At 38.2% G+C, this 15,188-nt stretch carries 12 protein-coding genes; all 12 read right to left on the bottom strand.

Features of this window, described 5'->3' with window-relative positions; translation table 11 throughout:
- The coding region (locus tag AAHB12_RS20420) for a hypothetical protein (RefSeq protein ID WP_342046802.1) at positions 1-345 on the bottom strand (345 nt) is incomplete at its 3' end.
- Positions 346-414: 69 nt separating this feature from the next.
- Entirely contained in the window at positions 415-1,533 is a 1,119-nt protein-coding gene (locus AAHB12_RS20415; protein WP_342046800.1) for a sugar ABC transporter substrate-binding protein, read from the bottom strand.
- A gap of 123 nt (positions 1,534-1,656) precedes the next feature.
- The gene (locus tag AAHB12_RS20410; protein WP_342046798.1) at positions 1,657-2,664 is read right to left on the bottom strand and encodes an ABC transporter permease; all 1,008 of its coding nucleotides are present in this window, start codon (positions 2,662-2,664) and stop codon (positions 1,657-1,659) included.
- 49 nt (positions 2,665-2,713) lie between these two features.
- Entirely contained in the window at positions 2,714-3,688 is a 975-nt protein-coding gene (locus tag AAHB12_RS20405) for an ABC transporter permease (protein WP_342046796.1), read from the bottom strand.
- Complete coding sequence (locus AAHB12_RS20400) at positions 3,685-5,211, bottom strand: sugar ABC transporter ATP-binding protein (RefSeq protein ID WP_342046794.1); 1,527 nt, start codon at positions 5,209-5,211, stop codon at positions 3,685-3,687. Before AAHB12_RS20400 ends, AAHB12_RS20405 begins: the two co-directional genes overlap by 4 nt.
- 938 nt (positions 5,212-6,149) lie before the next feature.
- The gene (locus tag AAHB12_RS20395) at positions 6,150-7,238 is read right to left on the bottom strand and encodes a substrate-binding domain-containing protein (protein WP_342046792.1); all 1,089 of its coding nucleotides are present in this window, start codon (positions 7,236-7,238) and stop codon (positions 6,150-6,152) included.
- Positions 7,239-7,555: 317 nt separating this feature from the next.
- Complete coding sequence (locus tag AAHB12_RS20390) at positions 7,556-9,214, bottom strand: response regulator transcription factor (protein WP_342046791.1); 1,659 nt, start codon at positions 9,212-9,214, stop codon at positions 7,556-7,558.
- Positions 9,207-11,018: a cache domain-containing sensor histidine kinase gene (locus tag AAHB12_RS20385; RefSeq protein WP_342046790.1), complete on the bottom strand. Its 1,812-nt coding sequence runs from the start codon at positions 11,016-11,018 to the stop codon at positions 9,207-9,209. Before AAHB12_RS20385 ends, AAHB12_RS20390 begins: the two co-directional genes overlap by 8 nt.
- Positions 11,008-12,045: an autoinducer 2 ABC transporter substrate-binding protein gene (locus AAHB12_RS20380; protein ID WP_342046789.1), complete on the bottom strand. Its 1,038-nt coding sequence runs from the start codon at positions 12,043-12,045 to the stop codon at positions 11,008-11,010. The genes AAHB12_RS20385 and AAHB12_RS20380 overlap by 11 nt, the downstream gene beginning before the upstream one ends.
- 732 nt (positions 12,046-12,777) lie before the next feature.
- A complete protein-coding gene (locus AAHB12_RS20375) occupies positions 12,778-13,005 on the bottom strand; it encodes an ROK family protein (protein ID WP_342046787.1) in 228 nt (75 codons plus the stop codon).
- Positions 13,006-13,123: 118 nt separating this feature from the next.
- Positions 13,124-13,969 (bottom strand): sugar phosphate isomerase/epimerase family protein, encoded by an 846-nt coding sequence (locus AAHB12_RS20370; RefSeq protein WP_342046786.1) that lies wholly within the window; start codon positions 13,967-13,969, stop codon positions 13,124-13,126.
- Between the two features lie 31 nt (positions 13,970-14,000).
- Positions 14,001-15,035, bottom strand: coding sequence for a zinc-dependent alcohol dehydrogenase family protein (locus AAHB12_RS20365; RefSeq protein ID WP_342046785.1), 1,035 nt, complete (start codon positions 15,033-15,035; stop codon positions 14,001-14,003).
- Positions 15,036-15,188 lie beyond the last annotated feature (153 nt).

Genomic DNA, 15,188 nt, shown 5'->3' with positions numbered 1-15,188 from the left:
ACCCAAGACACTCATGGCTGAACTGCCGTGTGCAGAAGGAATTTCGCTGCTTGGAAGGAAGAAAACTGGGTCACGGTCAGGCACCAAGTATATTAACATTGGTTGAGGATAAACCCCGTCAATGGTACGGTAATTGACCAGCCAGCGGATATTGGACATGCGGTAACAATCTCCGAATACGATTAAGGCATCCAGACCTTCATCGACTATCTTTTGTTTCGCAATTTCAACGCGGGCTTTGTACTCTTCATTCGTGATGGTTTCACCAGGTCCCTGGAATTCTCCATAACGGATTAACTTTTCAAACCTGTCAGGCAGCCATTTTAACGCTTTTTCTGAAATCATTTTGTCTATTCCCCTCTCAATATTTTTTTAATTAATCAGTGATTCTTTCGTTATTAAGAGACCACTGTTTTATTTAAATTCTGATTTAAGTGCCCACGTTGTGTAGGCTTCAACGGCATCTACATTTGTTTTATCCACAACAACAGTCGGAACATTCTGAATTTTATCGATACTATATCCTAATATTTTAGTCATGAAAACCGATTTAATAAACTCACGTCCCATATCAACAGGACCGACATTGACAGTAGCAGTCAACTTTCCTTCGCGGATAGAATCAAAACCTGATTGAAGACCGTCGGCACCGATAACCATAATGCCCTTTTTGCCATCCCAGAACTTCAACCCGCGTGCTTCGACAGCCTGTACCGCACCAAGCGCCATTTCTTCATTTTCCCCATAGATGAGATCGACATCAGGATGAGCCTGGATTAAATTCTCTGCAGCCTGCATACCCTTGTCACGAACATAATCCCCACGCTGTTCACCCACAACTTTCATATCAGGATACTCCTTTATAGCCTCGAGAAAGCCAGCTTTACGTGAGGTGGACCAGTGACCTGGCAACCCCCAAACCAGTAGGATTTTTCCTTTTCCTTTAAGTTTTTTTGCAGCATACTGTCCTACTAAATAGCCAGCCTGATAATGATTGTTATAGCTGATAACCGATGTCGCTTTTAGATCTTTTTCATCCCACATCTCTGCTGGCATATTGAACATAAAGATGGATGTTCCCTGTTTCATGGCTTTCTCATAGACAGCATTCATGGAGTCAAAATCACCAGAAGAGCTAACTAAAATCGCATCAAAACCTTTAGAAGTCCAGTTTTCAATGGTTGCAACTTGAGATTCCACGGATTGATGCTCACTTGGTGCAGACATCTCAAATTCAATTTTCACACCGAATCGATCACTCAATTCATTCATCATGGTGTTGGCCCCATGCTGTATAATATCGTAAAATTCTGAAGCTGCTGGAGGAGTAAATCCAATTTTGAGTGTTTTTCCTTTTGCTTGTTCCCTCACAAACTTCTCAAAATTCCCATCGCCCCATTGATAAGCAGTACCGCTAGAAGCAGTACCCGATGAGGAAGCGGTCTCATTTTTACTTTTACAACCTGACATAATCAGAGATGCAATGAGGACTAAGATGATTAACAGTTTCATTGACATTTTTCTAAATGACATGTGCTTGAACCTCCCCTAAATTTTCTAAAGCATTATTTGTAGAGTATTCACTATTATTTCATGACTAAGAATAGACACTATTCACCTCCTTTAAATCAAGCATTTTTATAATTTCCTTTAGGTTTAAGAACTTTTTTCTCCTTTTCCACCCAATGTATTAATTGTTACAGCTACAAGAATAATGGCACCAATAACCATCGTTTCCCAATATGGATCTACATTTAATAGATTCAAAGAATTATTGATTAGAGATAAAATAGTAGCCCCGAATACCGTTCCAATTAGACTTCCTTTACCGCCTGTCAAACTTGTACCTCCGATGATTGCAGCAGCGATGGCTGTTAACTCGTAGTTCTTTCCCATTTCCGGGTGAACAGTGGCCAGACGGGAAGCAAGGATAATACCTACAATGGCAGCGATTAATCCAGATAAGGCATAAACCTTAATCCGTAATAAATCTACTTTAATACCAGATACCCTTACCGCTTCCTCACTACTTCCAAGTGCAAGCACGTGACGGCCAAACCGCATCTTCCGATAGACAAATAGAAGAGCAATGAATAGGATTAACGCAAGTATGATAGGAAACTGCACATTCAAGATTCGCCCTTGTCCCAGAAATTCGAAACCACTTTTCATATAATTTCTGAATGGTATCGCCTCAGTCCAAACATAGAGAATACCTCTGACAATAACCATCATGGATAGTGTCGCAATAAATGGTGAAACTCTTAATTTGGTAATAACGATTCCATTCACGATACCTATTATTAGACCTAGCAATAAACCGCCTATAATCGCTAAGACGATGTTTACGTCATTAAACAGTAACCAAGCTGTCATACCGCCAGAAATGCCGACGATCGATCCAACTGATAAATCAATACCACTAGTAGATAGAACATAGGTCATACCAAACGCCAATATCATGACGAATGCGGATTGCTGCAGCACATTCGTTAGATTGATGTAGCTTAAAAATCGATCAGAGGCAAATGACATGACGATAATGATGATCGCTAAGAAAGCAATAAGCCCGATGATTTGTCGATCCATTTTCAATTTCCTATGAGCAATTGGAGATATGCTGGGCTGAGAATGGATGATAGGTTCTTGACTATTGTTTGCCAATTTCGTACCCTCCTTTATTAAGTGCATTTAATTTATGTGATAACTCGGATTAATTCGTTTTGGCAGCCGTAAAACGTTCTGCTCCTACCGCTGTCACGATAATCAAGCCGGTTATGATTAATCGATAGAACTGGTTGACGGCTAAAAGATCCAATCCATTTGATACAAGCGCTAATATAATGGCCCCTCCAGCTACACCAACTACGTTCCCTTTTCCTCCAAACATACTGGTTCCCCCAATAACAGCAGCAGCGATTGCATCCAATTCATAGGAAGTACCCATTAACGGCTGCACGGAAGTAAGACGTGAAGTTAACAAGATGCCGGCAACCGCAGCAAGTAATCCCGATAGTGCATATACTCGAATTTTGATACTCTCAGTGTGGATCCCCGATAGATGTGATGCTTCTCTGTTAGATCCTACGGCTATAACTTTGCGCCCAAAGCCGGTAGAATGAAATACACAGTGACAGATAATAAAAACTACAACCGTTATCAAAACTGCCATCGGTATTCCCAATAAACTTCCCTGGGCCAGAAACTTAAATCCAGGTGAGGCTAAATTTCTAATGGGCTCATTAGACGTTAACAGAAATAATAGTCCGCGTGCTATATAGAGCATAGCGAAGGTTGCCAAAAATGGAGATATGCGGAGTCTCGTGATGATAAAACCGTTAAATGTGCCGACTAAGGCACCCAAGACTAATCCGGCCAAAATAGCAATAAATGCGTTTGTACCGTGCATCATCAACCATCCCGTGATCCCCCCACAAAGACCCAGAACGGATCCCACTGAGAGATCGATACCTCCCATAGATAGAACGAACATTGTTCCGAAAGCAACAATCATAACAAATACCGATTGCAAGAGCAGGTTTGAAATATTCTCACCTGTAAGGAAGGTCGGGGATGTGATAGATAAAAAGATCAACATTAGTAAAAGAATCAATAGTACTCCGATACCTTCCAGTTTAAAAATAGATAGCGATTTCTTGGAAATAGTCATTTCTTTGGAATTCATCATGTATGACCTCCCGAAGCGTACATCATAATATTCTCTTCTGTAGCTTCCTCACGTGAAAACTCTTGAACAAATTGCCCCTTGTGCATGACATAGATGCGGTCGCATAGCCCCATCAACTCGGGTAGTTCCGAGGAAACCAAGAGAACTCCTCCTCCATTTTGCACGAATTCTGCTATGAGGTTGTAAACTTCAACTTTAGCACCAACATCAATACCTTGGGTCGGTTCATCAAAGATTAAAACCTTTGGCTGTGTAAAAAGCCATTTTGCTAGAATAACTTTTTGCTGGTTCCCTCCACTCAAAAACCTCACCTTTTGATTCACTGAAGGCGTTTTAATGCCTAAACGTCGAACATAGTCTTCAGCTATTTCCGCTTCTTTCTTTTTCTTAAGCACAATCTTATTTGCTAAGATTCGATCCAAGGCTGCCATAGTGATGTTATGGCCAACCGACAGGTCGATTAACGCACCATGCATTTTCCGATTCTCCGGAAGCAGGCCAATACCAGCTTGAATGGCATCCTTTGGGGATCGTATTGCGTATGACTTTCCTTCCACTTCCACATTACCTGAAGTAATTGAATCCGCACCTACCACAGCCCGTACAGTCTCCGTTCGTCCAGATCCAGCAAGTCCAGCTATGCCCACAATTTCCCCCTTGCGAAGGTTAAAATTAATATCCTTCAAAATACCTTGACGATTTAAATTGGTAACTCGCAAAACTTCCTCTCCGACTGGCACTTCCTTTTTAACGATATAATTGGACACCTCGCGACCAACCATCATTGAAACAATCTCATCAATATTAGTATCACTCTTATTCACTGTAGCTACGTTTTTTCCATCTCGCATTACACACATACGATCAGCCAGCAGGAACAACTCACGCAGATGATGAGATACATATATTATTGAGACACCCTGCTCCTTCAAATTTCGAATAAAATCAAATAAAACTTCTCTTTCATGTTCAGCAAGCTGTGCTGTTGGCTCATCCATAATTACTACTGAAGCTTGAATGGAAACTGCTTTAACGATCTCAATTACACGGTTTTTCAATGCACCAAGTTCTTTAACTGGCACATGAAGATCCTCTACAGTAGGGAAGAATTTTCGGTATAACTTCTCAGTCTCCTCGTACATGGCATCTTCATCCATCGATTGAACTCCACGTCCCAGTACTGGCTTAACGATTTCACGACCGAGATATAGATTCTGCACTGCAGTTAAATCGGGTGCAAGTGTAGGCTCCTGAAAAATTGTACTAATGCCAAGTTCCTGAGCTTGTTTGGTATCTTTTATGTCAACAACTTTTCCCTTTACTCGAATCTCTCCGCTGCTCTTTTGATATAATCCTGAGAGAATCTTAATTAGAGTTGACTTACCTGCACCATTTTCTCCTATCAGCGCTAGAACTTCTCCTTTTCGTACTTCAAGCGAAACACCTTCGAGTGCCTTAACACCAGGGAATTCCTTAGTTATTCCAGTCAAAGAAATAAGGACTTGATCGTCTTCAACTACCATCTGTTATTTTCACTCCTATCTAAACATGGATTTTTTTGTCCCAACACCATGATGCAAATATTTACTTTTGGAATTATCCTTTATACCCAAAAGTAGAAAGCAGCAATTCTGGTTGTTCGATTTTCTTCCCTCAAGTCACCCCCTTTATTTCTCAAATAAACAAGATTTGTTCTATTTTTTGATGTTTTTCCCTTTTCTTGTCTATTATTGAGTTATTAGCACCTCCTCTGTAGTCATAATATATCCCATCTCAAAAGCCCTCACAAGGAGACGATATTTAGATAGGTTGGGTAATATTCAGATAAGTTAGATAAGTGGGAAAAATTAAAAAGTAAGCGCATAAAATAATTTGTGCGCCACTCACAGAGACGTTCTTGCGGGTCACCGCACACGGCTCCTTCATGATTATCCCGCTGAAGATGATATTCATTTTAAATATCTCCAAGAAATATATGACCTAGTTCTTTAAACCATTTATTACGCATTGCGAAATATACAGGTTAGGTTAGGAAAATTCTCCAGAAGCAAATACGTAATTTGGGAGATTCATCTTTCCAATTTCTCTTTCACAATTCCCTGTGTAAACTTTCTTATTTTCCTCCAACTTATTATTTGGATGATCCTTAGTCCTCAAGGTATCCATTGAACCCACAAACAAACTTTTTTATATGTCCGGGTCCAAAGTAATGCTCATGCATGAATATAAGGACTAATTTTTTCTTTAATCAATTTTTCAATATTGACCGTTTGGTTTCGCTTTGTTATATCTCTGAATTTATCCTTGAACTTCTTTAAGTTTTTCTGCGAAGATGGTATCCAGTTCGGGACTTTCACCCGTAAGTTTGATAAGCTGCTAAGCGCAAAAAGGGATACCTCACCCTAAGATGAGGTATCCCTTTCGCAAAAAATCAAATAATTATTAGGTTGAATTCTTCGTTTTAGTAACCCGTTTTACCTTTATAGAACGCAACATTTTCTTTAGTAATTAACGGGGCTTCTAACTCAATAAATTCAGGCATAGTTTCCCCGGCTAAAGTTTTAGCCGCGGCAAGAATTCCCATCGGCATTACGATAGGATAAGCAACTGTAGCATCGATTGTACCCGCTTCAATTGCTCCTAAAGCTGATTTTTGCCCATCTACACTTACTACTACTATTTCATTTTCTCTACCTGCAGCTTCAATTGCTTTTATTGCACCCATAGTCATAACGTCAGCATGAGAGACTAGAGCATCAATTTGCCCTTCAGGGAAACGCTGTAAAATGCCTTCCATCATCCGCTGAGCTTTATCTGTCGAGAAATCAGCATTTATACTTTCTATGATTTGTATATCATTATAACCTTTAAAAGCTTCTAAAATTCCTTTGTTTCTATCAATAGTTGTGGTGGAGGCTGCTGTACCTTTCATTTCAATGACATTGCCTTTCCCTTCTAGCGAATTCACTATATATTGCCCTGCTTTTCTACCAACTTCAACATCATCAGCCTTGATGAGAGTTAATCCTTGCAACGGTGTCCATCTATCGATAGTAATAATCGGAATCCCTGCAGCCTTAGCGCGCTCTAAAGCAGGATTTACTGCTTCTTTTTCAACTAAATCAATTACAATAACATCTACTTTTTTGGAAACAAAATCATCTACAATAGAAGATTGGATATCAGGGTCACTATCTCCGTTATCTATTATAAGATCCATTTTAGGAAAATACTTTTCCGCCACTTCTTCTGCCATTCTCCTTGTCCCTAGACCATATGGAAAAAAACCAGATACAATAAGCCCAACCTTACCTTCAATAGAGTCTCTAGGGGCTTGTAACGTCAAAGATTCTTGACAAACATCTCCACAGAACAAACCATAGTCAATGGATACTTCAGAATTTATATCAGAGTGGCTATTATTCACATTTTTGTTGCTTCCTTTATGCTTTGAATAGACCGCATCTCTATTTTCAGTGCTTTCACATGCCGATACTAATATTAAAGCTAACACTAATATTGATACTGTACTGATCCTTGATAATTTCATTACTTTTTACTCCCTTATATTTATTCCTTAAAATTGCCTATGAATTAATTAGGAAAAATACAGGTTTCCGCCCATAAACTGATAACCTGAGGATTTTCTCCCTTATCCGAATATTGTAGTCTTGTGGCGATGAGTAGAATAAAATAAATTAAGAATAAACGTAATTATTTACACTCCCCATTAAAAATACAGGGGGTTGTCATTGGAGTTAATAATCCGGTTCTATATGTTATCAACAAAGTTAATTAAGCAGTTCTTATGATTTTATTTGTGATTGTTTCTAGTGTTGGCGTATGTTCACGTTAAAATGCAGCTCTTTATAGCATAGTTTTATATTTTTTCTTGAATTCAGAAGGTAGACTTCCCCACTTTTGCTTAAACAAACGGCTAAAATACTTAGTATCTTGATATCCTATTAGCCGAGCGATTTCAGCCACTTTTAAATCCTGTTCTTGAAGCAATTCTTTAGCTGTTTCCAAACGGAGATCAGTAATATAATCAAATACAGTTTTGCCCGTCTGTTTCTTAAAATATTGACAAAAATAATTTGGATTCATATAGACATAATCTGATATGTCTTGAAGTGTAATCTTTTGGCTTAGGTTTTCATTAATCCATTTTTTCGTCTTCATGATTGGAGTAAGTGTAGGATCCTGTTGGAAAGCTAATTGTTTTTTGTGAACTTGAATAAAGGTTTGTTTTACTAGGTTTTCTAATTCATTTATATTAGACTCCACTTTAATTTCTTGTAATATATAACCCAAATCACTAAGGACTATTCCTGATTCTGTATCTTCTAGATTTACTTTGAACATATAAATCATTAAATACTCTAATGCATATTGAATCTCCATAGGTGAGCGCCACTTTTTGATTTTTTTAAATAGATCGCTCAATTCCTTTTCTATCTTAGAAGTGTCCGACCGTCCAAGCATACTTGTAAGTTTACTTGCGAACCCCTTCATGTTATTAGCAGCAAACCAATTATTCTCTTCAGTGTCTTTCAGTTCGTTAATTAAGCGCGGTGAATAAACTTGATTCCCACCATAAATCATTCTCATCCGAATCAAAGAATGTAATTGCTTTTTCATTTCAGGCATTATACACAAATCTTCAAACGGATTACTTTGAGCAACTGAAAAGCTGAAAGGTGTATATTTATTTAGGCAGGATTTAAGTTTTCTGGAGAAAGTATCTCCTGTCACAAAAAAATCATTATTTTCTTTACTCGAACTAAAAAGCAGCACCCAAAAATGAAGTCCTCCCTCCCTCCACCACCATCCTAACTGTTGATGTTTTGAATTTTTATATTCCATTATAACTTCATCTATGATATTTTCAGTCGCGTAGGCAAAAGCTCCCCAGTCTTCATTAGAATATTCACTTGTCCTAGAAGGAAATTCGTCTACACTAACGAATAAAGCTTGGTATAGGCCGTCAGGGAAATCCTTGGTCCAATACATGGTAGCAATGTCTTCTGGCTCAGATGAAACGGCTTCGCTTAAAAGCTGCGTTTGTTTCGTCAATGCAAGCTTATCCGCTTGCTTGATTAAATCTCTCCATTTCAGGCTTTTACGTCTTTTTTCATCGATATCGTTTTCTAATTTTTGTAAAACCTCAAAAAAATCTGAACGTTTGATCGGCTTTAAAATATAATCAAACGCTCCCTCTCGAATAGCTGTCTGTAAAAATTGAAAATCATCGTACCCACTCACGATAATAGAAGAAAAATCATTGTCTGGATTCAGGCTTTTGATTTCCTTCATAAGCGTAAGACCATCCATTTCGGGCATTTTCACATCGGTAATCAACAAGTCAACCCAAGTCTCATTTTCTTCTAGAAACTCTATGACCTCAATACCATTGGAAAATGTCCCTACAATATCCCAGTTTTCCCCGTAACTTCGTACGATACGTTCAATTCCTCTACGCATTCTTGCCTCATCGTCCACAATGATAGTTCTTATTTTATCCATAGAAAGGATCCTCTTTTCTTTCGTATTTTCTTATCTGTTCAGCTCCTTCGATAACAGGAATCCGAATCATAACAACCGTCCCATTTTTAACCCTGCTTTCGACAGTTAGTCCGTATTCTTCACCAAACAACATCAAAATTCTGGCATGCACATTAATTAATCCGAAGCCCGAATCTCGTCTCGCAATAGGGTCAGACTTTAACAAACTATTAATCTCTTCAAGCGTTTCCTTATTGATTCCAGTCCCGTCATCTTGAACACTTACGATAATATCTTCAGTTCCCTGGATTTTTTTAATATAAATACCGATTGTAAGCTTTCTTCTTCGGGTTTCCAAACCATGCTTGATGCAATTCTCTATAATAGGCTGCAAAATGAACTTCGGTGAGTAGTAGTGATGCAGATTTATATCTGACTGAATATGAAAATCCAAACGTTCATCAAAACGGTATTTTTGAATGGTCAAATAATTTTCAATATGTTCAACTTCCTTATTGAACGCAACAATACGATTTTTATTACTTAACGAAAACCGCATCATTCCGCCCAGTAAAGCGACCATTTCGACGACAGTATCATCCTCACCCTCTTCGACAGCCATACTTATCGTTTCCAACGTATTGTACATAAAATGAGGATTGATTTGTGATTGCAGTGCATATAATTCCGCTTGTTTTTGGCGCAATTCAATATGGTAGTTTTGTTGAATAAGCTCTCTAATTTTGGAAACCATCGAATTAAAGCTTTGAGCTAATATTCCGATTTCATCCCTTGAGTCTACTTTAAGATCAACTTCAAAATCTCCCTTTTCCACATTTTTCATTAAATTGCTTAGATTATGGATTGGACGACTTACATCCCAAGCCATGAAAATTGAAATAATAACCGTTGCCAAGCCAATAATCGCAAAAAACAAAATCGTGACATCCTTAACCAATTCTGCCTTTACAGTTAAGTATTTAACTGGAATACGATGAACAATGGTCCAATTCATTTTCTCAGATTTGCTTACACTTACCAGCTGTCTCTCACCATTCTTATATGATGTAAAACTTCCATTCGTAATAGGATACTGATTGATGTCTTCAACTGTACCTATTTGTTCATGGTTAGTATGATAGATTACTCTGCCCTGCTGATTCATGACCCACATTTCAGCTTTATTCTGATCTTTAATTTCCATCAAGATGTCTCCAATAAATGATAATTGTACGGCAAGCGATATCGTACCGATATTTTTTCGATTTTCAAAATCTTGTATCTGCTTGCTCATCAAGAAAAAAGGTGGTTTCCCCTGAAAAGCAAGATCCGTTTCATTCTGTAAAACAATAGATTCTGCTTCTCGAAAATTCGGTGCTTTATGGAAACCTGAATAGGAAACCTTTGTGCTCGAAAAAAGGCGGTCTTTAGACCACACAAAAATACCTAATATTGGACTCTTATCGGTCAAATACGTTCTAGAAAGGTAGCTGTTCACTAAAAAACGATCATTGTGTAAGTTGGATTGGTATAAATAGGAATCTTTTCTCAATATTGATAATACCTGGCTTGAGTTATACAAAAGCTCTGGTAAATTTTCCAATTCAGACATTTGTTTATCAATATTGCTATTTGCCTGATCCAAAACCTTCGGAATATACTCTCCTACTCGTTCCTCGATTGATTTCATATATTGATGATAAGAAATGTACAGCAATATCGTCATGGGTACTAACGTTAATAAAATATAGGTAATGATTAATCTCGTTCTCAACCGATAGTTTTTTAATCTCCACCATTGATTTATTATTATCTTAGAAGTCATATTGATCTATATTTTCCTTTGTAAACATGATTGTCTCCCCCATAATCACTACATTATCTTTTACCCGTATATTTCCTACATCAGGGATGTCCTGCTGATCAACGGGGAATTGCCCATCTAGTAAATTTTTAGCTAATGTAACCGTTAGGTAGCCCAGCTTTTGGGGACTCCAAAGTATAATGTTTTGTGCAACCCCATCATTAATATAATTCCTCATTAAATTGGGCAATGCTAATCCTGAAAGGTCCACATCACTTTTCCTCGCTTCTGTAATAGCCTGTGCCACGGCAGGAAGTGCCTCCGGACTAACACCAACAATTGCCGATAAATCCGGGTAATTTTCCAGAAGATATTTGGCATCTTGATAAGCATTTTCATAGCTGTCATTACTAGGCATAATCCTCACCAATTTCATGTCGGGATAGTATTCTGTCTGCTGTATCTTCATCCACTTAATCCATTCGTTTGTATTTGCTGTGGATAAATTGTTTGTAATAATTGCAAATTCCCCTTTTTCGTTCAAACGCGCCGCAAGATCATCCATTAAATGAATTCCCAAGGTTTGCGGATCCACCGTATTAACAAATAAATCCCTTCCTGTCGGATCCGTATCTGAATCCCATGTAATGACCTTGATGCCTTGTTCACGAGCTTCATTTAATACGGGCAGCAGCTTAAACGGATCGTTCGCCGCAACCGCAATCGCGTCCACTTTTTTTGTAATCAAATTTTTGATGACTTTTATTTGCTCATTATAATCAGCAACTGGCGAACCTCTAAATATGAGATTAACGCCCAATTTTTCAGCAGCTTCTTTGGCTCCTTCTTCGGCGGCATCATAGTAAGAATCACCTGTTAACCTCGGAACAAGTGCGATTGTGTAAGGTTTAGTTTGAACATCGTGTCTTATTTGTTTAATCCGAGATTCTTTATGTTCATTGACATATACAATTTCATGCAAGGAATTATCCTTATCGCAACCGCTTACAATTAGTATTAAAACGAATAGATAAATAACTAATCTCACAGATTCCCCTCCTTTAATGCCGCCTTTATATAAATCCAACTAAAGATTTCACCTTGTTTACACACCTGCGTTCCTATCTATACTGAGAGTAGACGGAAAAGAAGAAGCGGAATAATTATGAAACGATTTTGTATTACGAATTCTCATGGTTGAACAGTAGAGACATTGAAAGCACATGAGCATACGATACAGGATGCCTCCTCGCTAAATCGAGTGATGACTGTCCGATTAGTCATGGAAAGATACCAAGGGAAGAAAGCCTCTTCCTTGCTTCATATTCATCACTAATCTGTCTCGACCTATTCCTGTTCTTTATAACGAAGGTGGTTATGAATCTCTTGCTAGGACGCGGGAAATTTTCAGCAAACACATTTTTAAAACAGTTTAAACTGTAACCTGCTGATAATCCTTTTATAACCTTTTCTTGCGCAACTAAATAGACTAAAATCAAAAGAAAAATACAGGTCGAAAAAATTGTTTTTATATTTATAATAATGAAGCGTTTACAATCTGTCTATTATGTAAACGGTATTGGTGCAGAAATAATGCAATAGAAATATAAAATGATAATATTCTGTAAAATTTAGGATTAAGAGCTGCTCCAAACAACTTATGCATGAATTCAACCTCATTTTAGGGTAAATTTTATCCATTGATGCGGTTGAAGAATATAGAATAGCAAGTAGCCAAGGCTTTCTTCAAAGGCGCTTGGCTGCTTGTTTATCTCTTAATTCATGTAGATAAAAAATCAATCGTATTCTCTTCTGACACATGTAGAAATACAAAACGATTAAATTGTTCCCTTACAGGGTCTAATAGAATACCCCCAGCTTTAGAAACTCCGTCACCGATGACAACTTTCTTTGGATTTAAAACGTTCGCAATATTTGCAAGAGAAACTCCTAAATAAACGGCTAATTTATTTGAATGTTGCATTGTTATGCAATCTTTATTCCTCATCTCTACTTCTTACTTAAAGCAATTGCTATAACTTCAATAAAAGGAATTCGTTGTAAAACATCTAACAATATAGGCTGGCAGGGAACCTGTTCCAATAACCCCACCTAAAAAGCCCTTTTTAAAAATTTCCAATTTCCACTAATTTTGCTTTCAAATAATCAATCGAAGTTTTTGCATACCAATCTGGATCTGCTTTTCTTGTATGAAATCCTACTTCCATTGAGAGATAGCCTTTATAATCGATTTCTTTTAAGGCTTTTAACACGGATTCAAAATTCACGCTTCCTTGACCAGGCGGTAATCGATCGTCATCTGAAATATGAACATGGTGCAGCTTATCAGCCATTCGGTATACATAATCACTTGGGACTTCACTTCTATATAAAGCATGGAAAGTATCAAACATCACTTTCACATTGGACTCACCCACCTCTTCTGCAAACAGTAAAGCATCATCTGCAGATTCGATTAAATTACTATCAGCCGCTTGAGGCTCAACAACAAATGTGATTCCAAGCTCTTTTGCATACCTTGCACAATCCTGCAAGCCTTCAAGGCTATAATTCCAAGCATCTTTTTGAGCGGCTCCAAAACCAAACCAACCCGCAAGCCAAATAACGGTTGGACACTCCCAATCATGGGCTAGTCGAAGGACATCTTTATAATGTTTAACCGTAAATTCCCGTTCCTCTTTTAAGGGAGAGCATGGATTTATACCAGGTCCTCCACCAGGTGCAGGAAGCATAGCAGAAACAGCCAGATTGTTTCTTTGTAAATGCCCAAGAATTTCTTTACGTTTCTCATTGGATAAATACTCTGGCCATGCATGAGGACTCGCACATCCAATTTCGATTGCATCATATCCCATCGCTGATAAGCGAGTAATTACTTCCTCTAATGGATAATAAGGCAACCAAGACGGAAAGCTGCCGTAAACCCAGCTATTAAATGAAATTCCTTTCATTGTTGCACACCCTCTCAAATGATATGGTTACTTATTCCCAAACAAATACCGCTTTTTCTGTTTTTCTCTCATCAAACATGCGGAATGCTGTTTCTGCTTCCTCCAACTTAAATGTATGCGTAACTAGTTTTTCAACAGGCAATTCCTTCTTCACAATAAAGTCAGCAATTTCTTCGAATTCTTGAATTGGGAAATACCATGAACCCATAACAGTGATTTGTTTACGAATGAGCTGCTCACTTGGTCTAATAGTTACCTCTTTACATTCTCCAATAAATGCGACTCGCCCGTGAGCTCTCACGCAATCTAATGCATTATTTTCCGCATAAGGACTTCCGGAACAATCAATGGCAGCATCAGCTCCGCGACCATTTGTAATGCGTAAAATCTCTTCTACTACATTGACATCCTTTCCATTGATGACGTAATCAGCCCCAAGCTCTTTCGCCATATTTAAGCGTTCATCAAGCATGTCCACCACAATAACAGTAGCACCTAATCCTTTTGCAATCATCACACCTGCTCCGCCCATTGGACCTAAACCAAAAATAACAAGCGTGTCTCTTCCGGAAATACCCAGTCTTTTTTGTGCATGATACAAGGTTCCAACAGCATCAGTAGAAACGGCTGCAGTAATGTAGCTCATGTTATCTGGAAGTCTCATACAGTTTTCAACTGGAACAACCATGTAGTCTGCATCTCCACCATGAGAATCGAAACCAATGCATTTAAATTCTTTACAAAACATTTTGTATCCGCTCTTGCAGTGTGCACATTCCCCACAGCCTATTGCCAAATACACAGCAACTCGATCACCGGGTTGAAACCTAGAGACTCCGTTTCCTACTTCAGTAATTACACCTGCAGGCTCATGACCTGGAATATTACAACCACATTTTACTCCTCCATTAAAAACGGAAGTGCCATAATATAAACTCATATCACTGCGGCAAATAGCTGAAGCTTTCAATTGAACTAAAACTTCACCTTGACCTGGTGTTGGGATATCAAATTCTTGAATGTCTACTTTTTTATCTCCTGGAAATACAACGCCTTTCATTTTCATCGTAAGTCCTCCCCTTGATAATAGATTCATATAAAGAAAGCAGATATAGCAACGGGAGCTAAGTAGCTCCCGTGTTTAAAAGAGAAAATGTAACTTTTTTAGTCTCGGAAAGCTCCCCAAAATATGCTTCGCTAAAGCTATGCAGGTTATTCA

This window comes from Bacillus sp. OTU530 (assembly GCF_038440375.1).
This window is presented reverse-complemented; position numbering and strand designations above follow the sequence as displayed.

What these genes read in the sequence shown, in the direction of transcription:
- AAHB12_RS20395 (WP_342046792.1), bottom strand. Translation starts at nt 7,238, where the DNA reads ATGAAATTATCAAGGATCAGTACAGTATCAATATTAGTGTTAGCTTTA.
- AAHB12_RS20415 (WP_342046800.1), bottom strand. Translation starts at nt 1,533, where the DNA reads ATGTCATTTAGAAAAATGTCAATGAAACTGTTAATCATCTTAGTCCTC.
- AAHB12_RS20390 (WP_342046791.1), bottom strand. Translation starts at nt 9,214, where the DNA reads ATGGATAAAATAAGAACTATCATTGTGGACGATGAGGCAAGAATGCGT.
- AAHB12_RS20400 (WP_342046794.1), bottom strand. Translation starts at nt 5,211, where the DNA reads ATGGTAGTTGAAGACGATCAAGTCCTTATTTCTTTGACTGGAATAACT.
- AAHB12_RS20385 (WP_342046790.1), bottom strand. Translation starts at nt 11,018, where the DNA reads ATGACTTCTAAGATAATAATAAATCAATGGTGGAGATTAAAAAACTAT.
- AAHB12_RS20405 (WP_342046796.1), bottom strand. Translation starts at nt 3,688, where the DNA reads ATGATGAATTCCAAAGAAATGACTATTTCCAAGAAATCGCTATCTATT.
- AAHB12_RS20365 (WP_342046785.1), bottom strand. Translation starts at nt 15,035, where the DNA reads ATGAAAATGAAAGGCGTTGTATTTCCAGGAGATAAAAAAGTAGACATT.
- AAHB12_RS20375 (WP_342046787.1), bottom strand. Translation starts at nt 13,005, where the DNA reads ATGAGGAATAAAGATTGCATAACAATGCAACATTCAAATAAATTAGCC.
- AAHB12_RS20370 (WP_342046786.1), bottom strand. Translation starts at nt 13,969, where the DNA reads ATGAAAGGAATTTCATTTAATAGCTGGGTTTACGGCAGCTTTCCGTCT.